This window comes from Gammaproteobacteria bacterium (assembly GCA_036383255.1).
In the GTDB taxonomy this organism is placed as follows: Bacteria; Pseudomonadota; Gammaproteobacteria; order Natronospirales; family REEB76; genus DASUBN01.
Window position 1 is genome coordinate 13,429 of sequence record DASVOS010000013.1, and the last position, 23,805, is coordinate 37,233.

Consider the following 23,805-nt stretch of genomic DNA (forward strand, 5'->3'; position numbering starts at 1 on the left):
CACATACGACATTAACGACAAACCCGGAGAAACGATGAGCGCGATGTCACAGTTGAACGAAGCCGAATCCCGATTCTTCGAGAGCAAGGGCCAAGACGTGGCGCCCTCGCTCTCGGAGCCTTCACCTGAGCCGGTCGTGGAGAGCCGCGGCGCGGATGCGGAAGCCGCCGAAGCCACGCCGGATGGCCCACGGACCGACAACCCAGGCAAGCCGGAGCGGGAAGGCCGATTCGTACCCTTGCAGGCGTTGCAGGAGGAGCGCGCGGAGAAGAGGCAGCTCCGCGAAGAGCTCAGGCAGTACCGGGAATGGCAGGCGCAGCTCGCCCAACGGCTGCAGCAGATGCCGGCGGGGCGCGAGCCGCAGGTACCGGATCCGCAGACGCAGCCGCTGGACTACATCAACCACGTGCTGGGCAACATGCAGGCGAGCACCGCGGAACTTCAACACTGGCGCCTGCAACAGGAGCAGGCGGCCCAAGAGCAGGCGGCCGTGCAGCAGCACGCCTCCTGGGCCACGGAGCAGGAACGGGAGTTCGCGAAGCAGCAGCCGGAATACCATGAGGCCTATCGCTTCGCCACCCAAGCGCGGGACAAGGAGTTGCAGAGCCTGGGCTATTCAGCCGCCGAGCGGACGGCGATCCTGCGGATGAACACGGCGGAGGTCATCAACAACGCGATCCAGCAAGGACACAACCCAGCCGAACTGGTGTGGGAATACGCGCGGGCGCGAGGTTACATGCCGAAGGGCGGACGCGGGAGCAGTTCGGAGGGCCAGGCGAAGATCGCCGCGGGCCTGCAGGCTGCCGGTGCCAAGCTGAACCAGGGCGGCGCCACTGGAGAAGGCGAGATGAACGCCCGCGACCTGGCCGGGATCACCGACCCCGAGGAATTCGAAAAAGCCTGGAAGCGGGTGTTCGGGAAGAAGCGTTAGGCGATCGCTGCGATGGCGGTCTTGAAGCCGCGCTCGATGCGGGTCTCATCCCGCCCGGTGCGAGGACGGGGGCCGAGGAAGTGCTCGGTGAGGACGGAGACCCGCTTCATGGCCCGGATGTCGAGCACGCGCCAGCCGGCGCGGCTGTCATGGCCGCCGCCGCCCTCGGTCTGATAAGCAAGCAGCACTTGATTGCCCCGGGGGTCGGCGCCGTATGCGTTGGGCTCGACTATGCGGTAGTGGTCGTCGTAGCAGATCTGTAGAAGGGAGCGGGTGGCAAGGGCTTCGCAGATGGTCTCTATCGTGCTCAATGCTGGGATCCTCCTGATGCGGCAAACACCTGAGCCGCGCTAACGGAAGCGATAGTGCGCGCAACGAAAACGACATATCCATAGGGGGAAAGCTGAATTTACTGACTTGGTCCAGCAAGTTGCCGGGAACTTCACATTCGACAAGGGCGGGCTCACGAGATGAACCCCTATTTCGACGATGATCAGTTGCAGGACACATTTGGGGGTGTCATAGATCCGCCCCGCAAGCGGCCCGGACTCGCTGATGCGTTGTTGCGGATGAACCTTCCGACCATGGAGCCTGGATTACCGCTTCCGATAAACACAGGCATACCAGGGGGTACCGTGGCCTTCAGCAAGGCGCTGGCAGGTTTGCGGTCCAGCGCAACGGCCGCGCCCGCAGCCGCCGATGAGGCTGCCGCTCCGGTGCGTGCCGGCATCTTCGGATCCGCGGTATCCAAGAGCAAGTTCGACTTGGACAAGGCTACCCAGTATCTGGATGAGCACGCATTGCCCGCCTATGACAAGGAAAAAGCCGGCCATTGTGCCAGGGCAGTGCGGGTAGCCATCGGAGCAGGTGGGCGCGAGGTGGCTAACACCGAGGAGGCAAAGGACTATGGGCCAAAACTGGTGGATGCCGGGTATACGCGATTGGATGCCAATACCCGCAAGAACTATACTCCCCAGAAAGGGGACGTAATCATCTATCCCGCGCTGCTTCCCGATCATGAGCACGGACACATGGAGATGTACGATGGCAAGCAATGCGTCTCCGATTTCAAGCAGAAGGGACCGATCCCGTACGGCGATGGCACTCTCCATTACGAGATATATCGCCCTTAGCCTGCTGTGCATCGGGGTATCCGCGGCTCAGGCGGCTGAACCAAAATCCCCGCAAGCCACCGCACAGGCACAGAACGCCGAGCTGCAATCGGCCCATGATTTCGTCCAGGGCTTCTACGATTGGTACGTGCAGCAGGCCGAACAGGAGAAGGATGGATGGCCAAGCATGACTGCAGCGCTAAAGAACGAACGCTGGCCTTTCAGCGATGAAATCAAGAAGGCGCTTCAGGCCGATACGGAAGCGCAGGCAAAGGTGGAGGGTTATATCGTTGGAATAGACTTCGACCCCTTCCTGAATGCACAAGATACCTGTTTCCCCTATAAGGCAGGCAAGGCCATACACGCGGGAAACCGGTACCAAGTCGAGGTATTCAGTAACTGTGCGGGCTCTCACCCTGAGCGAGCAACGGTCATTCCGGTGGTGGATAAGCGCAATGGAACATGGCTGTTTGTGAACTTCATCTATCCGGACGACACCACGACTGACCTGCTGTCAACGTTGCAGGCCCTCAAGAAAGACCGGGAAGAACATCCCAAGCCGCCGTCCGAGGACCAGGGGGGGCTAGACGGTCCGCGTCATTCCTGAAATGATCCCACTACGCTGGATGTGCATGCATCCACGGAAGCCGCCGGGAGACCGAGCGGCTTTTTGTCCCCGCTGCCACTGCGTCAAGTGAGCCTCCGCCGGCACGGCGTCAAGTGCGACATCCACGGCTAAGCCTTCCGATATAGGCCCTACAGCGACCCGTTCGCTGCGCTATCCCGTTCCGCTCACGGTCCAGGGCGCACATCCTTGTGCGCTCGCGCGCCGCGTGCGGCGCGCCCATTACGAGTAAATCCGGCTCATAGAGCCGATCCTTTACCCATACGGAGGCAGCCACAGTGGCTAACACCAATTTCACGGTCAACGATCCGCTCGCAGTAAAACTGTGGGCGAAGAAACTCGCGGTCCAGGCGATCCAGCAGACTTGGTTCCGCAACTTCATCTCGGACGACGGCAACAACGTCATCTATCTGCTGGACGACGCGGAGAAGTCCGCCGGGGACACGGTGAACGTGGGGCTGCGGACGCAGCTCGCGGGCGCCGGCATCCAGGGCGACGGCACGCTGGAGGGCCAAGAGGAGGCGCTCACCACCTACGCGGACAAGCTGCTCATCGACCAGCTGCGCCACGCGGTGAACGTGGGTGGCCGCATGACCCAGCAGAGGGTGCCGTTCGAGCTCCGTGAGGAAGCGCGCATGGGCCTGCAGGACTGGTGGGCGGCGAGGTTCGACCTCAGCTTCTTCAACCAGCTCTGCGGCTACACGGTGCAGACGGACAGCCGCTACACGGGTAACAACGCCTGCACGGCCCCGACCCGCACCATCCTCCCCGGTGGACACACGGCGGAGAGCCAGCTCACCAGCACGGATACCTTCTCGCTGGCGCTGGTAGATACCGCGGTCGAACGCGCGTACCTCAACAACCCGTACCTGATCCGGCCGATCCGTATCAAGGGCGAGGACAAGTACGTGTGCTTCATCCACCCGAGCCAGGTGACGGACCTGCGCACCTCCACCTCGACCGGCCAGTGGCTGGACATCGAGAAGGCGGCGATGACGGGCGGCGAGGTCTCGGACAACCCGATCTTCACGGGAAGCCTCGGCGAGTACAACGGGGTGATCCTGCACAAGGCTTACCGCGTGTCGCAGGCGGTGAACTCAGGAGCGGCCATGGCCAACACCTACCGCGCCGTGTTCGCAGGCGCCCAGGCGGGCGCCCTGGCGTTCGGCCGGGAGGAGGGCAAGGAGCAGTTCACCTGGTCCGAGGAACTCTTCGACTACGGGAACATGCTGGGTGTCTCGGCGGGGTCCATCTTCGGCATCAAGAAGCTGGTGTTCAACAGCAACGACTTCGGCACCCAAGTGATCAGCACTTATGCCGCGGCGCACTGATAAGGAGGAATAGGCAATGGCGACTTATACCAGCGCGCAGGTGCTGAGCGGGACGGTGCCGATCAACGAGCGGGGCGCGAGCTTCTTCGTGTACGGCAGCATCTCGCTCACCACCGCGCTCGCGGCGAACGACGTGGTGCAGCTCATGAACGTGCCGAACGGCTACAAGGTGCTGAACGTGACGGTGGACACGGACGACCTGGACAGCGGCGCCTCGCCGGCGCTCAAGTTCAACCTGGGGGACTCCGGCTCGGCCACCCGCTACCTCAGCCAGTCCACGCTGGCACAGGCGGGCGGCGTGGCCTACAACAACGTGGCGGGCTCGACGGGGTACGTGTATCCCATCGCCACCACGGGCGGGAACTCGGGATCATCCCTGATCCAGCTCGTGTGCACCACCGCGGCCCAGACCTGGGCCAACGGCACGGTGCGGTGTGCTGCCGAAATGCAAGTGGACCATGCGAGCTTCGCGTGAGTGAGCGTTAGGAAACTTGAGGGGCCCCGCGGGGCCCCTTTTTTATTCCAGCTCTATTGGATGCGCTGGGCAGCCGCCAGGGCGTCCAGCATGTGGAGGGGCACCCGGCAGACGGTTGAGGTCTCAAGGGCCACGAGATCGGCGGGATAAGTGCCCCTGCGCAGTGCATCGAAGCCGATGACGTCACCCGGCATGAACTCACCGAGCAGACGGACATGGCCTCCTGCGTCAGGGATGCTGGCCTGGATACGCCCGGAGCGGACGGCATAGAGGTCGCGGAACGGATAGCCGTAACGGGCGACGTAGCTGCCGGCCTGGATGAGCAAAGTGCCTTGGGTGAGGCGTTCCAGACGCTCGAGATCGCCTGCGCGCAAGCGCCCGAGCTGCAAGGTACGCGGGAGCCGCAGCCTGGGGATGGCGGCCGGAACGGGCCGTGCCTTGGCGCGGCGTCCTATCAATCCCAGTGCGGCGCTGATGCTGGCGTTCATAAGAGCAGTCCTTGCCGTATGTACGGACCCATCATCCCGCCGCCAGTGCGGGCCGACCATCGGGTTTGGCGCCATCTTGGCGTCAGGGAACCCCTGAATACCGCCTAGGCCCCACGACTGGGGCGGGCATCCATGCACTCGGGGGCCGCAGGGCCCTCTTTTCGGAGGTTGTGATGGCATTTTCGGACATGCAGGGGGCGATCGCCGGCGAGCTGGCGCGCTCGGACCTGACCACAGAGATCCAGCGGGAGATCAACAACGCCATCACCTTCTACGGCAACAAGGCCTTCTGGTTCAACGAGGCCACGATGGCGGACATCACCACGGTGCAAGGGCAGCGCTATTACCCATTGCCGACGAACTTCGCCTCCGTGCTGGACGTGCTGGCGACGCTCGGCAACTACACCTACCGCCTGGAGCCGCGCACGGAGCAGTACCTGGACCAGGTGGACTGGGGCAACGACTTCTGGTCTGGCTACCCGACGGATTACTCATTCTGGAACGGGCAGATCCGCCTGTTCCCGCCGCCGCAGGGCGGCCTGCCGGTGAAGGTGAAGGGGACGGTGATCCTCTCGCCGGCACCGCTCACGCAGGACAGCGATACAAACGCCTGGCTCACCAGCGCTGAGGAACTGATACGCACCCGCGCCGTGCGCCAGCTCTACGGGCGCTATATCCGTGACCCGGAGCAATACATGCTCTACACGCAGCTCGAGAAGGAAGCCCTGGCGAACCTGCAGGAGAAGAACATCGGCCAGACAGGCCTTAACACAATCCGGCCACACCTCTGATGGCGAAGCTATTGGCGAGATTGAAATTCGGTGAATGGCTGCCGGACATGCCGGCGCAGGACAATCCAGGTTCGCCGCTGGTGCAGAACGCGCTGTGGGTAAACGGAACCTATGTGCCAGCGCCGGGATTCTCGGCGCTGGGGGCTTCCATCGGCGCGCGCTGCCAGGGGGCCTATGCGGCCACGGACGCGAACGCGGATACGCATGTGTACGTGGGGACAGCGGCGCAGCTCCTGGAGTACACCGGCACCGCCTTCACGGACCGCTCCGGAACCGGCTACACCACGGCAGACGGCGGCTACTGGAAGTTCGCGGAGTTCTCGAGTCCGGGATTCCCGACGCTGCTGGTGGCGACGAACCTGGCGGATCCGGTGCAGTCCATCGATGTGGGGAACCCGGCGTTCGCCAACCTGGCAGGTTCACCCCCCAAAGCGGCGACGGTGGCGGCGGTTAACCAGTTCGTGATGCTGGGCAGCACGGAGGATCCGCTGAACGGGCTGGTGCCGAACCGGGTGCAGTGGTGCGCCATAGGCGACCCCACCAACTGGGATTTCGGGACCCTCGCGGCGCAGCAGGCGCAGGCAGGCGAACAGTTCCTGAACGCCGTGTACGGCCCGGTGACGCATATCGCCGACGGCTATGCCTACGGCCTCATCTTCCAGCAAAGGGCCATCACCCGCGCCTATTACACGGGCGGGGACGCGATCTTCAGCTTCGACACCTACGAGAAGCAGCGCGGCGCCTATTACCCCAACTCGCCGGTGCAGCTCGGCAACGTGGTGTATTTCATCGCGGAAGACGGGTTCTGCATGACCGACGGGCAGCAGGTGACGCAGATCGGGCACGACAAGGTGGACACCACTTTCCTGAACGGCATCTCGCAGGCCTACGCGGACCGAGTGGTGGGCGCCTACGACCCGGTGACGAAATTGATCCGCTGGTGCTACTGCTCAGCGGGCAACGCCACCGGAGTGCCGGACAAGACCATCGCCTACAACTACGCAGAGCAGCGGTTCATGCCCACGACGCAGGATCTCTCGCGCATCTTCAGCAGCAAGAGCTTCGGCTACACGATGGAGACGCTGGACGGCGTGAACACGGACCTGGACCTGGTCACGCCCTCGCTGGATGACCCGTTCTGGCAGGGAGGCAACCTGCAGGTCCAGGCCTTCGATTCGAGCAACAACTACGGGCAACTGGGCGGCGACCCCCTCGATGCCGCGCTGGACACGCTGGAATCCGTACCGAATCCCGGCGGCATCACCTATCTGGATGGCGCACGGCCGGTGCTGACCCAGGCGGCGGGAGGGGCGAGCGCGCCCACGGTGCAGTTCCTGACGCGGAACCTGGAGAACAGCGACTACTCCGCTACGGGTGCGGCGGCACAGGAAGCGGCCACCGGCATCTGTCACGCGCGGGTCGCGGGCCGATACGTGCGCGCCAGGGTGAGCATCCCCGGCGGCGCCGGCGCCGGATTCGGGCAGGCGCTGGGCGTCGATATCTACGGCACACAAGCCGGTCAGCGATGAGCCAGCTGCAACAGCTACGGACTACGCCGCCCTACGATGAGGCGTGGAAGACGGCGACGCTGGTGAACCTGCTGGCGAACGGCCGGCTGAACAGCGTGGGCAGCGTGACGCTCACGCAGAACGGGACCTCGACGACACTCAGCGACAACCACATCCGGCGCGGCAGCAAGCTGTTCCTGGCGCCCACCACGGCTAACGCCGTGTCGGTGGCGGGCCTCTGGTACGACCCGGCGAGCGTGCCGGAAGCCGGCGGCATGATCACGCTCAACCATTCCGCCGTGAACCAAGCAGACCTCAACTTCGACTACGTGGTGTTCGCATGATCCGGCAGATCCCGTACTGGGAGGTCGAGAACGTGTGGAAGGACGCGGAACCGCTGATCGCCAAAGTGGTTGCAGTGCAAGATGAATGGGACCTGCGCTCGGTCTACCAGAAACTGGTGAATCCCCACGATCCCATGCCGTTCCAGCTCTGGCTGGGAGGCGGGTTCGCACTGATCACCCAGGTCCAGGCATTCCCGAGCGGCAAGCGCAAATGCCTGCTGTTCATGTGCGGAGGCGAAGACATCACCGCCATCGCTGCGGCCCAGCCCACGGTAGAGGACTGGGCGCGCCGGTTCATGGGCTGCCAAAAACTGATGATCAGCGGACGCCCAGGCTGGCTCAAGGTCCTGGACGGTTTCAAGGCCACCAACACGGTCATGGAGAAAGAACTATGCAGATGATCCCTATGGCGATCGGGCAGGGGCTCAACAATGCCCAGTATCGGAATCGCGGACAGTCCACGGGCCTGCTCGGCGGGCCAGGGGCCATCGATGGGACCGCGCAGTCCTTCTATAACTTCCTGGATCCGGCCAATTTCACGGGGAAGGCTTCGTCCGGCCACGTGTTGGCCAACTTCTTCGATCCCGGGAACGTCTTCGGTTTCAACCAGGCCGCAAACCCTTACGGCCCCGGTGGTGTTCCTGGCGGCGCGGGCGGCATGTCGAGCAGCGCATTACCCAACCTGGGCGACGCCACGCTGATGGCGCGCATGCCCAGCGGCGCATTCCAGCGCCCTGACATGAGCGGCGGCCGATTCAACGACATGGCGGCGCTCGGCGCTGGCCGGCTGTTCAATCCGGCTATGGCGCAGCCGCCACTTGGTGGCGTCTCCGGCAGCAAGGGTGCCGTAGGCCAAACCCCAGGGGGCGCCGGTGGTGCCAAGCCCAATCAGCCAACCCTGCCCATCAATCCGCAGATGCTGGAACGCCTGCGGCAGATGCAAGGGGGAAGGAAATGAGCGGCGGGGGAAAAGGGGCACAGCAGACCGGCACCGCGACGACCACCACGATGCCGCCTTCCTACATGTTGCCCTACATCGGAACAGCCTATGGGCAGGCAGCGAACCTCCTGCAGGTCGGCGGGCCCGGCTACTACCCCGGGCGGCAGACGGCGCAGTTCAATCCTGTCCAGGAACAGGCCTTCGGAAACATCCAGAAGCTCGCGCGTAGCAACCCCTACCAGGCGGCGACGCAATACAACAATGCCCTGCTGAAGGGCAACTTCGGCGGGCCGGCATCGCAACTGGAGGCGATGGGGCAGGGCGGCGCGATGAATCCGCACCTGGACGAAATGTTCCAGCAGGCGGCAGGCACGACCCGCAACCAGCTCAGCAGCGAGTTCGCGAACGCAGGAAGGAACCTCGGCGCGGCGGCACCGCTGCGCAGCGAGCAGCTCAACAACCTCGCGACGTCGCTCTACGGCGGCGCCTATGCCCAGGACCAGGCGAACGCCCTGGCGGCCAACCAGGCGCTAAGCGGCCTGCAGCAGCAGGCGGTGGGCAACGCGCAAAACCTGGTGAACTCGAAGTTGGGACTGCAGAACGCTGCAGCGCAAGTGGGCCAGAGAGTGCAGGACCAGAGCCAGAAGCTCATCGACGCGAGCATGAATGCCTACAACTACGACCAGAACCAACCTTACAAGAACCTGCAATGGTTCGAAAGCATGTTGGGAGGTCTGCAGCCAGGCTCACAGACCCAGAATCCCATCACCGGCAATCCCGGCGCCGACGCTCTTGGCAACTTGCTGGCCATGCAGAAGCTCTACCAAGGCTTCAGCAGCAAGGGAGGTAGCGGGGGTGACTCCGACTCCGGTTTCAGCATGAGCGGCGGCTTTGGCAGCACCGGCAGTCCCCTCACCACGCCAGGTAGTTTCGATATCGGGGGTGATAGCGGCTGACTGCTCTCAGGCAAAACTGTTATCGGCAAAACATGAGGAAGATGTGATGGCAATCCAAGACGACGAAGACATGCGACCGGGGCTTGCGCAGGGGCTGCTGAGTCGACCACGAGGAGCATCGGGGGCAGGGTTGGGTGCCGCATTGACTGCTGCAGGCGCTCCGGCCTCTATCACCCGGCCTAAACGACGGATGGTGGGATACATCGATAGCAGTACCGGCAAATTCATCCCGCTGCTGCCGGACGTCTCGCCTGCGGCATTTGCAGCGCAGCAAAGTTCCCCAGTGCAGAACGCCCTGGCGGGGTACGGAGCCGAAACACTCCACATGGGACGTAGTCTGGGCCACTTCCTCGACGGGGTTTCGGGGGCGATGCAAGGGAACCCAACAGGACTCATGTTCAAGAACCCCTCCGAACCGGATGAGGACATAAGGAAAGATCTCATGGCCAACTCTACGGCAGCCCGTTTTGGGGCTGCAGCGGCGGATTACATCAATACCTTGCCAGCCCAGATGGCGGGTGGTGAATTAGTCGCGCCGTTGGCGAAGGGGATACAAGGCTCCGGTTTGCTGGCCTCGATGGCTCGCGCTGGAATCAAAGGCGCCGGAGAAGGGGTCGGGAAAGGCATGATGATGCCGGCGGATGATGCTGAAGAGCGTCTCAAGAATGCCGGGATAGAAGGGTTGATTGAGGGACTGAAGGGAGCTGCCACAGGATATTTGAAGAGAAGGTCTTAGTAAAAAGGCCGACAAATATGTATGCGAAGAATATTTCCAATCTAGTCGGGTATCTCCATGTCCATCGACCAATACAGCACAACGCCCTCCAGCAATGACCTGACCAACTACTTCAAGACCGGGATGCGTCCCAGTCAGGTGAAGAACGCAGGCTGGGACATCATGGCGGATCTTGCCAGCTACAGCGTCAGCCTACCGACCGCCGGCGGCACGGCCAATGCCCTCACGATCAGTAACGGGCGTGCATTCGGCTCCCTGGTCACAGGCCTGCTGCAGGTGCTCAATCCCGCATCCACCAATACCGGCGCGGCCACACTCGCGCCGGATGGGCTCACTGCAAAGAGCATCTTCGCCAATGGAGCGACGCTGTTGGGCGGAGAACTGCAACCTGGCGTACCTGCGCTACTGAAGTACGACGGCACGCAGTGGAACCTGCTCAATCCGCTCGTGAGCCCGAAGGGAATACTCAGCGGTGCACTAGAGGCGACCATCTTCACTGCCAACGGTAGCTTCATTCCGAAGGCGACGGCTAACTACCTGGTCATAGGCATAGGTGGAGGGGGAAGTGGGGGTGGAGGTGGGGGCGGTAATGGCAATGTCGGTGGTAACGGGGCTACAGGAGGTGGTGGCGGCGCAATAGGGTTCTCTGTCATCAGTCTTACCGCTGGTACAGCTTATCCCGTTGTTATTGGAGCAGGCGGCACGCAAGGGAGTGCCGGTTCGTCATCTGGTAGTAATGGAACCCCTGGAGGGAATGGGACAGCAACGAGTTTCAACGGTACTACCATAGCGACTGGGGGCGCAGGAGGAAATCAGGGGCGTGGTTCCGTATCCACCGGATCTGGTCCTTTTTCATCAGGCACAAATGGTGGTGGTTATGGTGGTGGTAGTGGTGGTTTCGCAACGGCTGGCATCGGTCCTGCTGGTCAGGCCGGAGTCGCCAATACAGGTGGGGGCGGAGGTGGCGGTGGCGGAGGTGGTGGCTCTGGCAATCAAGGTGGCGTAGGTGGTCTTGGTGCCTCCGGTATTTTGATTGTGATTCGCGCTTAACAACATTGAATAAATTGGGGAAGCATACATTGGGCATGGATCGCACAGTACCTGAACGTCTTGCTGTCTTAGAAGCCGCGTATCCAGAGTTGAAGGCAAATGTGGCCGAGATTAAAGCTGACGTGAAAATCTTGGTGGCCGCTCACAATCGCCAAACTGGCGCAGCGAGGCTGGCAGCCGTGATCTGGGGCGGGCTACTGTCCCTCGGCGGACTGCTTGGCGGGCTTTTTATGGGCCGGGGCCACGGATGAATTCTGCTTTCCCGCTGGCACTTGCATTCACGTTAAAGGAGGAGGGCGGCTGCGTGGATAACCCGCACGATGCAGGTGGAGCTACAAATCGGGGTATCACACAGGCTTCTTATGACGAGTGGCGGCACGCACAAGAGAAACCGCGCCGCAGCGTTGATCTTATCGAAGACTCCGAAATACGGAGCCTGTACGGGATGATGTACTGGATGCCGGGTCAGTGCGAAGGGATGAGCCCCGCATTGGGGGTGTGCCATTTCGATTGGTGCGTGAATCACGGTGTCGCGGGAGCCATCAAGACTTTGCAGGAAGCGTTGCATGTGGCCGCCGATGGTGAACTCGGGCCCAAGACGCGGGCGGCGTTAGCGTCATGCGATGAGGCTGAGTTGCAGCGTATCTATAACGACTTGCGGCGAGCGTGGTACCGAAAGCGGGCACATGCACGCCCGGACCAAGGGGTGTTCCTTAAAGGATGGCTGGCGCGAGTGGATAGGCTGGATAGATACGTGGAGGAGCTGGCATGAGCATCCTGGGCACGGTAGCGAACCTGATCCTGCCGGGGGTCTTCAAGGAAGTGGACAAGGCGATCCCGGACCAGGACCTGCAAGCCAAGCTCAAGGCCAGCATCCAGACTGCTGTGCTTTCGGCGGATGTCTTGGCGCTGGAATCCCAGGCGGGGGTGGTGAAGGCGGAGGCGCAGGGGGAAAGCTGGCTGCAAAGGAACTGGCGGCCCATCACGATGATGGTGTTCGTCGGGGTGGTGTTCAACAACTATCTATTGGCGCCATATCTGCAGGCGATGTTCTCCTGGTCAGTGAAGCTCGATACGCCGCCGGACCTGTGGGAGCTCATCAAGCTGGGCCTCGGAGGCTATCTCATGGGCCGCTCGGCGGAGAAATGCGTCGCCGCGTGGAAGGCCTGATGGAACTTAAACAGCTCAAGATCGGCCGCATCTGCTACCCCGTGGACTACAAGCACATGCCGGAGCTCTACGGCATGATCCGGCTCGATACCCGGCGCATCCAACTGGCAGATGACCTGCAGGACATGGATGCGGTGTACGGAGTGGTGCACGAGATGCTGCACGGCATCTGGGACAGCCGGAAGATCCCGGAGCGGGCACGGGAGGAGAGGGTGGTGACGGAACTCTCCTGGGGGCTGGCGGCCGCCTTCCGGGACAACCCGGGCCTGCTCACCTATATGGACACGCTGCTCAGGGATGCGCGTTAAGGTCCGGAGGGCTTGAGCGCCGCCATCTGCCGGGCCGCCGTGGTGGCGTCCACCGGAGTGACGCTGGTGTTGCCTTTCTCCTGGCTGCCCAGGAAGTACACGAGGAAGTAGTAGTCCTGACCGGCCCGGAAGCTGGTGGAGTAAGGGATACTGCCCGCGCCGGAACCCAGGGCCTTCAGGCTGCGGGGGCCAGGATCGGCGTAGTAATCCAGGTATGTGCCGCTCTTGAGGGTCCCAATGGGGCGGCCGGCATCATATATAGAGAGAATCGTAGGGCCCAAGGGCAAGGCCCTGCGGTAGAGGTGCACGGCAGCCTTGCCTTCGGGGATGGCGGGCGCACTGGGTGCTGCAGGCCGGGGAGCCGGCGCGGGGGCCGGTGAAGGCGGCGCCGAGACGGGCACCTGGGTGGCGCAGGCGCTCAGGAGCAAGAGCAGCGGCAGGACTAGCTTGCGCACGATGGGGATCCGGGATGGCTTGAGGGAGAGTCTGCCGCTCAAGCTAGGGACAAAACTGGACACGGGTCACAAATTAAAAAACCTGGGCGGCCTCGAGGCCGCCCAGGCCTTTGCATGTTCAACCGGCCTTCACCAGCAAGGCCTTGGCGAGATGGCCATGGAGCCAGCCCATGCCGCGGGCGAGATGCATGAGGATGGCGAGCAATACGATGCCGAACACGGTGAAGATCGGCGTCACGATCCAGGGCAGGTTGAAGACGTCGTAGCCTCCGATGTCGAACCAGATGTCGTGGCTGAAGCCCATCTCGATGGGCATGAAGATGAGGGAAAGAGACAGGCTGCCCAGGAACACGAAGATGACGAAATCCACGATACCGAGTGGCAGCTTGAGGACCATGTAGAACAGGGTGCTCCAGGTGCGCGGGTCGGTGAAGACTTCCTTGACGCGCTCCATGAGCGGGCGCGAGTTGCCGTTGCCGGGGTGCACGGGGCGGCGCGGCATGCGCACGCCGAGCAGCACCTCGACGATGCGGCCTTCCACCAGGGACAGGAGCCGGGTGCTGCTGAGGAACAGCAGGCAGAAGGGCAGGCCGATGATGAGCACCATGAGGCCGATGGAGAGGGCGGTGCCGGTGACGGCCCAGACGAAGTAGAAGATGCCGGTGACGAAGGCCAGCAGCATGAAGAGGAGCGAGGTGTAGGCACGGGGGTCGGCGAACACCGAGAAGAAGCGCCCGATGAGGGATTCGCGCTTCCTGGGCCGCGGGGTGCGAAGGGCGAGCTGCACCTTCGCTTCGGTATTCCGATAGGCTTCCGCCACTTCTTCCGGAGCTCCGTAGGTGGTGGCGATGGCGGCGAGGATCTGCTCCTCGCTCTTGTCAGGGTGGGCATGGAGCTCGCCGCGCAGGTATTCCTCCGCGTCGTAGAGGGCGTCCTGTATCAGGGCAGGGTCCGCGCCGGTGAGTTCGGCGCGGAGCTGGTCCAGATACTCCTGGATGGAGCGTGGCACGGAGTTGCTCATGGCGTTGATCCCCTGAGGATGGCGTCTACGAAATCCCGGGTGGTGACCCAGGCATTCTTCCACTGGGCGAGCACGGTCTGGCCCGCTTCGGTGATGTGGTAATAGCGGCGCGGGGGCCCGGAGACGGAGGGCTCGACCTTGCTGTCGAGGAGGCCCGCGGCGCAAAGGGAGCGGAGCACGGGGTAGAGGGTCCCCTGCTTCATGATGGCCGTGCCGATGCCCTCGTGCTCCATCTGCTTGGCGATCTGGTACCCATAGAGGGGCTCCCGGGCGCCGGCCATGATGGAGAGGAGGACGAGCGAGACGATGCCGGCGTTCAGTTCCTTCTGGAACTTGCGCTGCTGGCCCTGGAGGGCTTCGTCTTCGGTATCGGTGGCCACTGTGTAGTGCTCAATACTATCGATTTGATAATACTGTAGACTACACAATAGTACATTGCAAGACCTATTTCGGGACCCTCCGGGGACTGGCCGGCCATCCATAAATCTTGAGGTCAATGCGCCCCCGCAGGCTGAAATGGACCCCTTCTGCTTCTAAAAGCCGCCTTTGGCGTATTTCTCCATCCCCACCCTTCCTCAGGCTGATCTCTCCCTTGTGGTTCACCACCCGCTGCCAAGGCACCGCGGAGCCGTCATGCAGCGCGGCCATGGCATAGCCCACCACCCGTGGTCCCGGCGCCTTGGCCAGTTTGGCGATGCGGCCATAGGTGCTGACCCGGCCCTTGGGTATCTTGCGGACGGCAGCGTAAATGCGGGTGTAGAGGGAGTCCTTGGACTCAGGGCTTTTCGGCGTCATCCGTGGGGTCGCAGAGGATGTAGTCGCGCTTGTCTTCGGTGACGAGGCGGCAGTCGAAGTGGTCCGGATCCATGGGCCGATAGTGCTCGCGGGGTATATAGGGCGAGGGCACGTTGGGTGGCTGGGTCTGGCCCTGGCGCATGAGCTGCAGGTTCAGCCAGTCCTGGTGCAGGCGATCGTCCTGAAGCTGCATGCGGCAGCTCACATAGCGGTATTCGGGATATCTCCAGCCCTGCTGGTTGCAGGCCTGGTCATCCTTGAGCGCAGTGTTCAGGACACGTGCGTGCTCGCGGGCATCGTAGCTCGCGCAGGCGCCGAGGGAAACCGGCAGGAGGACGATGAGTAAAAGACGTTTCATATGCGATGCCTTGGACTGCCTGTTGAGCTTAAACCCCTTGCGGCGGGCGGGGTAGTACGGTGCACCAGTGCGCCAGGGGCGCGTTCTCTTGACTTAACGCAGCGTCAGGCCCTGCCCATGGGGGTTCCGCTGACGTAGCATATGCAATATAGAGGACGCCGGCCCCGTGGCCGGTGAGGCAACCGCAGGGGAGAATCCGCATGAAATCCGTATCCATGGCCCGTCTCGGGCTCCTGGTGTTTTTGGCAGGGGCGCTCAGTGCCTGTTCCAGCAACCAGCTCAAGGGCGACCTGGGCATCAAGGGTGCGCCTGACTGGGTCAACGAAGGCACCCAGGTGGTGAACGACAAGGACGGCCGCTTGATCCACGGCGTCGGCATGGCACCGAACATGAACGACCTCTCCCTGCAGACCTCCACCGCGGACGACCGCGCCCGCACCGAGGTGGCGCGGGTGCTGAACTCCTTCATGCACGTGGTGTCGCAGGACTACTCGGCTTCCGCCGGCAGCGGCCAGGACCAGCAGAGCGAGCAGTCGGTCTCGCGCCAGATCCAGAACATCACCGAGCAGAACGTGAGCGGCGCACGCATCATCCGTCACTGGCGGAACGAGAAGGACGGCAGCGTCTGGAGCATCGCCGAACTCGACCTCAAGCAGGTCAAGGACATGGTGGCCAACTCCAAGGACATGAACGGCGCGTTCCGCGATTACTTCAACTCGCACGCCGATAACATCTTCGACGGCATGCCCAAGGGAGACCACTGATGAAGACCCTGAAACTGATGGCCGCGGCTTCCCTGGGGCTGCTGCTGGCCGCCTGCCAGACCATGCCGAAGGTCGAGCGCATCGCGCCTGACCAGGTGACGGACGTCAGCGGCTTCTGGAACGACACCGACGCGAACCAGACAGCGCAGCAGATGATCGGCCAGATGCTGGGCGATCCGTGGCTCAACAACTTCGAGAGCGCGAACCAGGGCAACCAGCCCACCGTGATCGTGAGCCAGATCAAGAATCTCAGCGCCGAGCACATCAGCACCTCGACCTTCATCGATGACATCCAGCGGACCCTGATCAATTCCGGCAAGGTGCAGTTCGTGGCGAGCCAGGACCAGCGCGGCGCGGTGCGCAAGGAGCGCAAGGACCAGGACCTGAACGCCACCAGCGACACGCGCAGCGCCATGGGCCAGGAGAGCGGTGCCGACTTCATGATGCAGGGGACCATCAACACCATCATCGATGCAGCCGGCAACTATCAGGTCAAGTACTACCAGGTGGACCTGACCCTCATCAACATGCATAACAACAGGATCGTCTGGGTCGGCCAGCAGAAGATCAAGAAGACGGTGAAGAACGGCAGCGTCCGTCCCTGATCCGGAGCCGGCCGATGTCGGCGGCCATCCGCTGCCGTCCGCGCCTGTGGTTTCTGGCCGCGGCGCTCGCACTTGGCGGCTGCGCGCTGAACTACATGGATGTGATGCGCCAGGTGGACCAGGACCTGGCCTCGCAAAAGCCAGACGCGGCGCTCAAGGCGCTGGACAAACTGGCGGGCGGCGGGGACCAGGCGCTATACCTGCTCAACAAGGCTATGGTGCTGCGCATGACCGGAGATTACGCCGCCAGCGCCCAGGTCTTCGAGCAGGCGAAGCCGCTGATGCAATATCTGGAGGCAACCAGCGTCTCCGAGTCTGCGGCAGCCTTCACGCTCACCGAGAACCTGCGCGCCTATCAGCCCCCGCTATACGAGCGGCTGCTGATGCACGTCTACCAGGGCCTGAACTACCTGCAGCTCCATCAGCCGGATGCAGCGCGGGTGGAGGCGGTGCAGATGGATGACCTCCTTAAACGCCTGTATCCCGCCGCCGCCGCGGCCCCCAACGGGAGCGATGCGTTCCCGCGCTATTTCTCGGGGCTCATCTACGAGAACATGGGCGAGTACAGCGACGCGATGATCGCCTATCGCCAGGCTTACAAGGCCTACAAGGCGCAGGGCACTTCCGACGATGCGATCCCGGACGACCTCAGGCTCAGCCTGTGCCGCTTCGCCGAATATCTCGGACTCGACGAGGAACTCGAGGATTACAAGAAACGCTTCGACCTGAAGCAATGGCCACCGGTGAACAAGCAGGATGAGGAAGGCCAGCTCCTCTTCGTGTTCAGCGATGGCATGGGACCGGTGAAGTACGCGCAGTCGAGCCTACTGCCGGATCCGGTGAACGGGCATTACTACAGCATCACGCTGCCGGTGCTGCGGCGGCGGCCGCCGGGGACCGGCGGCGCCACCATCTCGGCTGGAGGCGCGGAGACGGGCACCGAGAAGGTGGCGAACATCGCTGCGGATGCCTCGCAACAGATGGCAGCGGACCGGCCGAAGCTGCTGGCGGCGGAGTTCGCCCGCAACGTGACCCGTAGCGCGGTGGCCAACCAGGCCGACAAAAACGCGCAGGGGTTGGGCAGCCTGATCAGCCTGGTGGCTTCCGCCGTGGACCAGGCGGATACCCGCATCTGGACCACGCTTCCCGACAACATCCAGCTCGCGCGGCTCAGGCTCGCCCCCGGGACCTACGACCTGACGGTCGAGCTCAGAGGCGGGCACGGCGGCTCGCGCACGCTGAAGGGCGTGACCATCAGCCCAGGCCAGATGACTTTCGCCTCCCTGCAATGGACCTCATTAAACTGACGAGGGTACGAGCATGAACAAGATCCTGTGCATCCTGACCATGGCCGCGACGCTGCTGCTCGCAGCCTGCAGCAGTGCCAAGCCTGGTGACGCGCGTCCCGATTGGGTCACGGGCAACAGCAGCCGGTATCCGGCCGCTTCGTACCTCACGGGCCATGGCGAATCGGACAACATGGCGGTGGCGAAGGACCGTGCCCGCGGCGAACTCGCCAAGGTGTTCTCGGTGAACGTGAGCGAGCAGACCCACGACGCCTCGTCGTACTCGCAGACCAATGCCGGTGGTGCGGCCGTGATGCAGAACACCCTTGATGTGAGCCGCAACATCAACACCCGCACCGACCAGATGCTGAACGGCGTAGAGATCTCGGATACCTGGCAGGATCCCCAGACCCACCTGTACTACGCGCTGGCGACGCTGTCGCGCGCCAAGGCGGCCACGGCGTTGCGTCAGCAGATCAGCGACCTTGATGCGGGCACTGCCACCTACCTGAGCCAGGCGCAGGGCAGCAGCGACCTGTTCGACAAGATCTCGGCCGCGGGGCAGGCGGTGACGGCACAGCAGACCCGCGCGGGGCTGCAGAAGTCGTTGCAGGTGGTGGATGTGAGCGGCCTCGGCATGCCCTCATCCTGGTCGCTCGGTAAGCTGCAGGCCGACCGCGCCGCGCTGCTCAAGCAGCTCGCGATCGCGCCGGCGGCGGATGGACGCGACGCCGGCGCGGTGAAGAAGCTTCTGGCGGGCGCGCTGGCGGATGCCGGATTCACCGTCACCGATGGTGCGCCGTACACCATGACCGCAAACCTGGACTATGCGAACCTCAAACCGCAGAACGGCTGGTACTGGATCACCGGCACGCTGCAGGTGACGCTGGATGGCGCGAACCGCGCTCACGGAGTACGGCGTTGGGAACTCAAGGTGTCGGGGCAGGACCCACAGCTCGCGCAGCAGCGGCTGCTGGAGCAGGTCTCGCAGGATCTGCAGAGTGACATCCAGGGCACCGTGTTGGACTTCGCCGGCGGTGCGCGCACGCACTGACGCGGCGCGTCTGGCGAGTTTTTATCCAACGCCCGCAGGCCCCGGCGGGCGTCTTTTTTGCGGCCGCTTCCGCGACCTGCGCGTGTATACTCCTTGTGGGTTTTAAAACCCATAAATCAGGCCTGCGTGCTCGAGGTGTCTCTCCTTGAGGGGGGCGCCGGAAGGGACCCTGCGTTGCGAAAACAGAGCGATACCGGCCGACCGGCCATGGATGCATTCAGGCTGGTCTTCGTGTGCGATGCCGCGGGCAGCACGGGGTTCTGGCAACATCCTTTCACCGGTACCCGCACACGGAGCGGAGGAGATCTCACTCAGCGGTTCAACCCGGCTGATCGCGGCCGGGTGCGCGAGGCGATCATCGAGGCTTTCAAACAGGGCCAAGCGAACCTGGTGGCGACGCTCAAGGCCGGTCCGGATGCGGGCAAGCTCGTGGAGCTGCAGCTCGAGCGCATCGGCCTGGATGGACGGCAGCTGTTGCTGGGGTTCATCCGCACCCATACCCTCGGCGGGCATCCGCGCACGGCCACGGCCCTGCGCGAGAGCGAACTGCGCCTGCGGCTGATCTCCAGTGTCACCACGGACGTGATGTGGGATCTCAACCTTGCGACCGGGGAGTCCTGGCACAGCGAGGGTGCCGCCAGGATGTTCGGCTATCCCCAGGACACCACCCTCGGCGTAGCCAATTGGTGGCTGGAGACGGTGCACCCGGAAGATAGGGAACGGATCCAGGCCAGCCTACAAGCCTATCTCGAGCAAGGGGACGGCTTCTGGGAGGAGCGCTACCGCATGCGCCGTCCCGATGGCGGCTATTCCCATGTGCAGGACCGCGGACGCGCCGTACGTAACATGGAAGGCAAACCGATGCGGGTGGTCGGCGCGATGCTGGACATCACCAGGCGTGTCCAGGCGGAAGAGCGATTGCAGCTCGCGCACGAGGCCCTGGAGAACATCGCCGAAGGCCTGCTGATCCTGGACCAGGACATGCACGTGGTTTCGGCAAACCTGGCCTACTGCAGCCTCACCGGCAGCGGCCGCGAGGCGCTGACGGGACAGGTGCCGTTCTGCCTCCGGCCGGAGACGCTGGATGCAGTGCTATACAAGGAGATATTGGCGACCGTTGACCGTGAAGGCCATTGGCGCGGCGAGCTCACGGACCGGCGCAGCGACGGCAGCACTTTCCCGGAGCTCGTGAGCCTGAGCAAGCTGCGCGGCAGGCAAGGCCATCCCGGGCACTATGTGGCGGTGGTGACGGACGCGACTCAGGCGCACAAATACGAGGACCGCATGGCGTTCCTCTCCAGCCACGACGCCCTGAGTGGCCTGCCCAACCGCTTCATGCTGATGCGCCGCTTGGCCCAATCGGTGGAGCATCCGGGCCGCGACGGCCGGCTCATGGCGCTGCTCTACCTCGACATAGACAACTTCAGCCTGGTCAACCGCTCCTTCGGCACCGCCGTGGGGGATGACGCGCTGCGCAAGCTGGCGAGGCGCCTGGAGGAGACGGTGGCGGGCTGGGGCGAGGCATTCCATCTGGGCAGCGACGGCTTCGGCGTACTACTCACACAGATCGCTTCAGAGGCAGAGGCGCGTGACATGGCGCGCAACATCCTCGCCAGCCTCGAGGCGCCGTTGGACATCCAGGGGCACAGTCTGACGCTGTCCGCGAGCATCGGCATCGCCCTCTCACCGCCGGACCAGGACGCACAGACACTGTTCCGGCATGCAGGACATGCGATGCATGCTGCGATGCGCCGCGGCGCCGGCAGCATCGAGAGCTTCTCCGGCGTGGAGACCGATGCGGCGGAGTCGTTGAGGCTCACTACCGGCCTCAGGCATGCGGTGGAGCATGGCGAGCTGTTCCTGCACTACCAGCCTTATTTCGACCTCTACACCGGGCGCATCAGCGGAGCCGAAGCGCTGCTGCGCTGGCACCATCCCGAGCTCGGATTGATACCGCCGTCGCGGTTCATCCCGGTGGCGGAGGAGACCGGCCACATCGTGCGTCTTGGCGAGTGGGTGCTGAGGAGCGCCTGCCTGCAGATGCGGGCGTGGCAGGAGGCGGGACTGCAGGACATGCACATGGCGGTGAACATCTCCGCGCGCCAGCTACGCCAGCCGGACTTCCTCGACCGGCTCGTTGCGATCCTGGACGAGACAGGGCTGCTACCCGGCGGGCTGGTACTGGAACTCACCGAGAGCAGCATGATGGAGAACCCGGAGCGGACACGCGAGGTGCTGGCTGCCCTACATGATCTCGGGGTCGGCATCGCCATCGACGACTTCGGCACCGGCTATTCCTCGCTGAATTACCTGCGCCAATACCAAGTGGACTACCTGAAGGTGGACCGGGCCTTCGTTAGCAACCTGCCCCATGACGAGCACCAGCAGGCGATCGTTCGAGCGATCGTGGCCATGGCCAAGAGCTTGGGTATCCAGGTGATCGCCGAAGGCGTGGAGACCGCTGCCCAGTGGGAGTTACTCAAGACCCTGGAATGCGAGCAAGGACAAGGTTACTTGTTCGCCCATCCCCAGGCCGCGAACCACATCGAGGCGCTGCTACACAGCGGCCTCGCGATGTTCAACGAAGCCCCTTAAGCAGACGGCCCGCTCGCGCGGGCCGTCCACGTCCAATGCCGTCGTCGAGTTCAGTCCAGGGATACTAGGATATCGTTCGAATCCAATGTGTCCGTCGTGATACCGAACCCGCCGCGGGCGAAGAAGCCGCGCACCTTCGCTCCGCCGGAGAGGGCATCCTGCAGAGCGGCCACGAAGTCGCTGTAGCGCACATAGCCATGCACTTCCCCGCTCTGGAGCAGCGAGTAGCTGCCCAGGTCCGCGCCCTTGACGGTGGGTGCGGTCGCCAGGCTCTTGAGGTCCAGCGTCGCGCCGCCCCGGCGCAGGCTGTGGTGCGATGAGCCATCCAGGTCCAGCACGATGCCGCTGTGGACGTCGATGTCCGTGAAGGCATCGGCGGTGCCGGTGCCCGGCCAGGTGACGATCACGGTCGAGCCACCGACATCGTAGTCCACCAGCGTCTGTGCCTTGAAGTCCGGCTGAGCGGAGCCGAAGGGCGTCACGAAACCGGTGACGCGCACGGGGTCGCTGGTGTTGACACCGGTGCTCAGGCAGCTGCAGGGTAGCCGTACCTCGTAGTTCGCACTGTCGCTGTTGGTGCCGGTGAAGTCGAAGGCGCTCACGTCACGCCCTCCCAAGGCCTGCACATCCAGGTTGATGCTGGCCTGGGTGCTGCTACCTCCACTGTTGATGGTCAGCACCGTACCGTCCAGAGGCGTCTCTTCGAGGAGGGCGAAGTTGCCGGAAGCGTCCAGGCGGGTGGCGGCGGTCAAATCGCCGAACACCAGCAGTTTCTGTCCCACGGAGATGTCGTCGCTGTGGAAGGCGGTCTTCGGTCGCTCAGCCTCACGCACCACGGTCGCCGTATCGACGATCACGGTCACGGTGTCGTGGAAACTAGCACTACCGCCGGTACGGTAGATGTTGGCGCCACGCAAGGTGAGGGTGTTGCCGCTACGCTTGGTCACAAGACCCTCGACGGCGTCTGAGGTGCCACCTGGGGTGGAGGAGCCGGCGAACACCAGGTCAGCGACAAAGCGGTGACTGCTGAAGTCGAACTGGCCCCGGGCCAGCACAGCCGTGCCGCTACCGGCAGACTTCAGGGCAGATAGGCCGGTGCTGCCCAGGGACATCTTGCCGTCCACCACGTAGACGGTGGATGCCGCGCCGTGCGCAGCCAGCTTGCCGTAGTCCTGGCTGGTGGCACGGAACGGATGCAGCTCGAGCGTGAAGTCGCTGCCGCCGGTGTCCACGCTGTCCAGCGACCCCTGGATCCGTTGCAGCTTGCCGTCGCTAGGGTCCACCGTCGCGACCAGGAAGGGATGCACGGTGACAGTCTTGCTGGTGTTGTTGATGCTGTTGGAGGCATCGAGATCAAAGTCCACGCCGAGGACGTGGGGCACGCCCGCCACAGGATCGAATGGATGGTCCGAATCCAGGGTGAAGGTGACATCCTGCGTCGTGAGGGCCTTGCCGCTGCCATCTACCGGCATCAACTGCACGGCCGCCCCAGAAACGCTCTGTTCCTGGATATCCGCGTGAGTGAAGTCGAGCGTGATCTTGCCGCCCTGATAGTCGCCGGTCGAGATGCCGCCCAGCGCGAGGTACTCGCTGAGGTCATTGTACTGAGCGAAATCCACGGTGATGGGATGAGGCAGGACGTTGACTTCGGTGCCGTCACGCTTGGTTATGGTGAAACGGGTGACGCTGACGGTATAGGTGAGGAAGTCGCCGGCTTCATCCGTCATGGATACATAGATACAGCCGTCGTCATCCGTCGACTTTGGTTGGGTGCAGTCCACGTTGGAGTCCGTGATCCCGCCACCGCCGCCGCCATTTCCGCCGCCGCCACCGTTAGAGGCGAGGTTTGAGCCGGAGCCGCCGCAGGCGGCGAGCGCGAGCAGCGTGGAGAGCGCCGTGAACTGCAGCGCGCGTGAAGTCATGCTTTGGAGAAACATGGAAGAGTCCCTTCTTTTAGTAATCTGGCAAGCGCATCCTGCCCTGCCGGTCATGAGGGGTTTGTGATGATTTGCTCAAATCCATGCGCGATTTGGCGCATTCCTAGGGTATTCACCCGGGGAAAGCCGCCGCTGGTATAGTGAATTTAAGTTAACTAATATCCTTCTAC

29 protein-coding genes are annotated in these 23,805 nt (G+C 63.4%); 21 read left to right on the forward strand and 8 right to left on the reverse strand.

Annotated features, from left to right (window positions below; translation table 11 throughout):
• Window positions 1–43 precede the first annotated feature (43 nt).
• Window positions 44–931, forward strand: coding sequence for a hypothetical protein (locus VF651_08350; GenBank protein ID HEX7965712.1), 888 nt, complete (start codon window positions 44–46; stop codon window positions 929–931).
• Here the strand turns inward: VF651_08350 and VF651_08355 are convergent.
• Window positions 928–1,242: a hypothetical protein gene (locus VF651_08355; protein HEX7965713.1), complete on the reverse strand. Its 315-nt coding sequence runs from the start codon at window positions 1,240–1,242 to the stop codon at window positions 928–930. The two genes, VF651_08350 and VF651_08355, sit on opposite strands and share 4 nt — an antisense overlap.
• Before the next feature lie 159 nt (window positions 1,243–1,401).
• Between VF651_08355 and VF651_08360 the strand changes: the two genes are divergently transcribed.
• The 4 genes from VF651_08360 (at window position 1,402) to VF651_08375 (ending at window position 4,474) form a co-directional block, all read left to right on the forward strand.
• Window positions 1,402–2,064 (forward strand): hypothetical protein, encoded by a 663-nt coding sequence (locus VF651_08360; protein ID HEX7965714.1) that lies wholly within the window; start codon window positions 1,402–1,404, stop codon window positions 2,062–2,064.
• On the forward strand, window positions 2,030–2,650 hold the full coding sequence (locus tag VF651_08365; GenBank protein HEX7965715.1) for a hypothetical protein: 621 nt from the start codon (window positions 2,030–2,032) through the stop codon (window positions 2,648–2,650). Before VF651_08360 ends, VF651_08365 begins: the two co-directional genes overlap by 35 nt.
• A 296-nt stretch (window positions 2,651–2,946) precedes the next feature.
• Window positions 2,947–3,999, forward strand: a complete 1,053-nt coding sequence (locus VF651_08370; protein HEX7965716.1) for a N4-gp56 family major capsid protein — start codon at window positions 2,947–2,949, stop codon at window positions 3,997–3,999.
• A 16-nt stretch (window positions 4,000–4,015) separates the two neighbouring features.
• On the forward strand, window positions 4,016–4,474 hold the full coding sequence (locus VF651_08375) for a hypothetical protein (protein HEX7965717.1): 459 nt from the start codon (window positions 4,016–4,018) through the stop codon (window positions 4,472–4,474).
• 53 nt (window positions 4,475–4,527) lie between these two features.
• Here VF651_08375 and VF651_08380 read toward each other — a convergent pair whose 3' ends face one another.
• Window positions 4,528–4,962: a cyclic nucleotide-binding domain-containing protein gene (locus VF651_08380; GenBank protein ID HEX7965718.1), complete on the reverse strand. Its 435-nt coding sequence runs from the start codon at window positions 4,960–4,962 to the stop codon at window positions 4,528–4,530.
• A gap of 173 nt (window positions 4,963–5,135) precedes the next feature.
• Between VF651_08380 and VF651_08385 the strand changes: the two genes are divergently transcribed.
• From VF651_08385 to VF651_08435, 11 genes are all read left to right on the forward strand, one after another.
• Window positions 5,136–5,753 carry a hypothetical protein gene (locus VF651_08385; GenBank protein ID HEX7965719.1) on the forward strand — a complete coding sequence of 206 codons (618 nt, stop codon included), beginning with the start codon at window positions 5,136–5,138 and terminating at the stop codon, window positions 5,751–5,753.
• Between the two features lie 11 nt (window positions 5,754–5,764).
• Window positions 5,765–7,282, forward strand: a complete 1,518-nt coding sequence (locus VF651_08390; protein ID HEX7965720.1) for a hypothetical protein — start codon at window positions 5,765–5,767, stop codon at window positions 7,280–7,282.
• On the forward strand, window positions 7,279–7,605 hold the full coding sequence (locus tag VF651_08395) for a hypothetical protein (GenBank protein ID HEX7965721.1): 327 nt from the start codon (window positions 7,279–7,281) through the stop codon (window positions 7,603–7,605). Before VF651_08390 ends, VF651_08395 begins: the two co-directional genes overlap by 4 nt.
• On the forward strand, window positions 7,602–8,006 hold the full coding sequence (locus VF651_08400) for a hypothetical protein (protein ID HEX7965722.1): 405 nt from the start codon (window positions 7,602–7,604) through the stop codon (window positions 8,004–8,006). The genes VF651_08395 and VF651_08400 overlap by 4 nt, the downstream gene beginning before the upstream one ends.
• The gene (locus VF651_08405) at window positions 7,997–8,563 is read left to right on the forward strand and encodes a hypothetical protein (protein ID HEX7965723.1); all 567 of its coding nucleotides are present in this window, start codon (window positions 7,997–7,999) and stop codon (window positions 8,561–8,563) included. Before VF651_08400 ends, VF651_08405 begins: the two co-directional genes overlap by 10 nt.
• Before the next feature lie 50 nt (window positions 8,564–8,613).
• Entirely contained in the window at window positions 8,614–9,501 is an 888-nt protein-coding gene (locus VF651_08410) for a hypothetical protein (GenBank protein HEX7965724.1), read from the forward strand.
• A 193-nt stretch (window positions 9,502–9,694) separates the two neighbouring features.
• On the forward strand, window positions 9,695–10,237 hold the full coding sequence (locus VF651_08415; protein ID HEX7965725.1) for a hypothetical protein: 543 nt from the start codon (window positions 9,695–9,697) through the stop codon (window positions 10,235–10,237).
• A 57-nt stretch (window positions 10,238–10,294) separates the two neighbouring features.
• On the forward strand, window positions 10,295–11,287 hold the full coding sequence (locus VF651_08420; protein ID HEX7965726.1) for a hypothetical protein: 993 nt from the start codon (window positions 10,295–10,297) through the stop codon (window positions 11,285–11,287).
• A gap of 247 nt (window positions 11,288–11,534) precedes the next feature.
• Window positions 11,535–12,059, forward strand: a complete 525-nt coding sequence (locus VF651_08425; GenBank protein HEX7965727.1) for a glycosyl hydrolase 108 family protein — start codon at window positions 11,535–11,537, stop codon at window positions 12,057–12,059.
• The gene (locus VF651_08430; protein ID HEX7965728.1) at window positions 12,056–12,457 is read left to right on the forward strand and encodes a 3TM-type holin; all 402 of its coding nucleotides are present in this window, start codon (window positions 12,056–12,058) and stop codon (window positions 12,455–12,457) included. The genes VF651_08425 and VF651_08430 overlap by 4 nt, the downstream gene beginning before the upstream one ends.
• Window positions 12,457–12,765 carry a hypothetical protein gene (locus VF651_08435; GenBank protein HEX7965729.1) on the forward strand — a complete coding sequence of 103 codons (309 nt, stop codon included), beginning with the start codon at window positions 12,457–12,459 and terminating at the stop codon, window positions 12,763–12,765. Before VF651_08430 ends, VF651_08435 begins: the two co-directional genes overlap by 1 nt.
• Here the strand turns inward: VF651_08435 and VF651_08440 are convergent.
• From VF651_08440 to VF651_08460, 5 genes are all read right to left on the reverse strand, one after another.
• The gene (locus tag VF651_08440; GenBank protein ID HEX7965730.1) at window positions 12,762–13,220 is read right to left on the reverse strand and encodes a hypothetical protein; all 459 of its coding nucleotides are present in this window, start codon (window positions 13,218–13,220) and stop codon (window positions 12,762–12,764) included. The two genes, VF651_08435 and VF651_08440, sit on opposite strands and share 4 nt — an antisense overlap.
• A 118-nt stretch (window positions 13,221–13,338) precedes the next feature.
• Window positions 13,339–14,241 carry a sensor domain-containing protein gene (locus VF651_08445; GenBank protein HEX7965731.1) on the reverse strand — a complete coding sequence of 301 codons (903 nt, stop codon included), beginning with the start codon at window positions 14,239–14,241 and terminating at the stop codon, window positions 13,339–13,341.
• Window positions 14,238–14,621 carry a PadR family transcriptional regulator gene (locus VF651_08450; GenBank protein HEX7965732.1) on the reverse strand — a complete coding sequence of 128 codons (384 nt, stop codon included), beginning with the start codon at window positions 14,619–14,621 and terminating at the stop codon, window positions 14,238–14,240. The genes VF651_08445 and VF651_08450 overlap by 4 nt, the downstream gene beginning before the upstream one ends.
• A 64-nt stretch (window positions 14,622–14,685) precedes the next feature.
• Window positions 14,686–15,036 carry an MGMT family protein gene (locus VF651_08455; protein ID HEX7965733.1) on the reverse strand — a complete coding sequence of 117 codons (351 nt, stop codon included), beginning with the start codon at window positions 15,034–15,036 and terminating at the stop codon, window positions 14,686–14,688.
• Entirely contained in the window at window positions 15,017–15,394 is a 378-nt protein-coding gene (locus VF651_08460; GenBank protein ID HEX7965734.1) for a hypothetical protein, read from the reverse strand. Before VF651_08460 ends, VF651_08455 begins: the two co-directional genes overlap by 20 nt.
• Before the next feature lie 200 nt (window positions 15,395–15,594).
• Between VF651_08460 and VF651_08465 the strand changes: the two genes are divergently transcribed.
• The 5 genes from VF651_08465 (at window position 15,595) to VF651_08485 (ending at window position 21,698) form a co-directional block, all read left to right on the forward strand.
• Window positions 15,595–16,158 carry a hypothetical protein gene (locus tag VF651_08465; GenBank protein ID HEX7965735.1) on the forward strand — a complete coding sequence of 188 codons (564 nt, stop codon included), beginning with the start codon at window positions 15,595–15,597 and terminating at the stop codon, window positions 16,156–16,158.
• Window positions 16,158–16,763, forward strand: a complete 606-nt coding sequence (locus tag VF651_08470; GenBank protein HEX7965736.1) for a penicillin-binding protein activator LpoB — start codon at window positions 16,158–16,160, stop codon at window positions 16,761–16,763. Before VF651_08465 ends, VF651_08470 begins: the two co-directional genes overlap by 1 nt.
• 14 nt (window positions 16,764–16,777) lie before the next feature.
• Window positions 16,778–18,070 (forward strand): hypothetical protein, encoded by a 1,293-nt coding sequence (locus VF651_08475; protein HEX7965737.1) that lies wholly within the window; start codon window positions 16,778–16,780, stop codon window positions 18,068–18,070.
• 13 nt (window positions 18,071–18,083) lie between these two features.
• The gene (locus VF651_08480; protein ID HEX7965738.1) at window positions 18,084–19,103 is read left to right on the forward strand and encodes an LPP20 family lipoprotein; all 1,020 of its coding nucleotides are present in this window, start codon (window positions 18,084–18,086) and stop codon (window positions 19,101–19,103) included.
• Window positions 19,104–19,310: 207 nt separating this feature from the next.
• A complete protein-coding gene (locus VF651_08485; GenBank protein ID HEX7965739.1) occupies window positions 19,311–21,698 on the forward strand; it encodes an EAL domain-containing protein in 2,388 nt (795 codons plus the stop codon).
• A 50-nt stretch (window positions 21,699–21,748) separates the two neighbouring features.
• On the opposite strand, the gene VF651_08490 is transcribed toward VF651_08485, so the two are convergent.
• The gene (locus tag VF651_08490; GenBank protein ID HEX7965740.1) at window positions 21,749–23,635 is read right to left on the reverse strand and encodes a hypothetical protein; all 1,887 of its coding nucleotides are present in this window, start codon (window positions 23,633–23,635) and stop codon (window positions 21,749–21,751) included.
• Window positions 23,636–23,805: the final 170 nt, after the last annotated feature.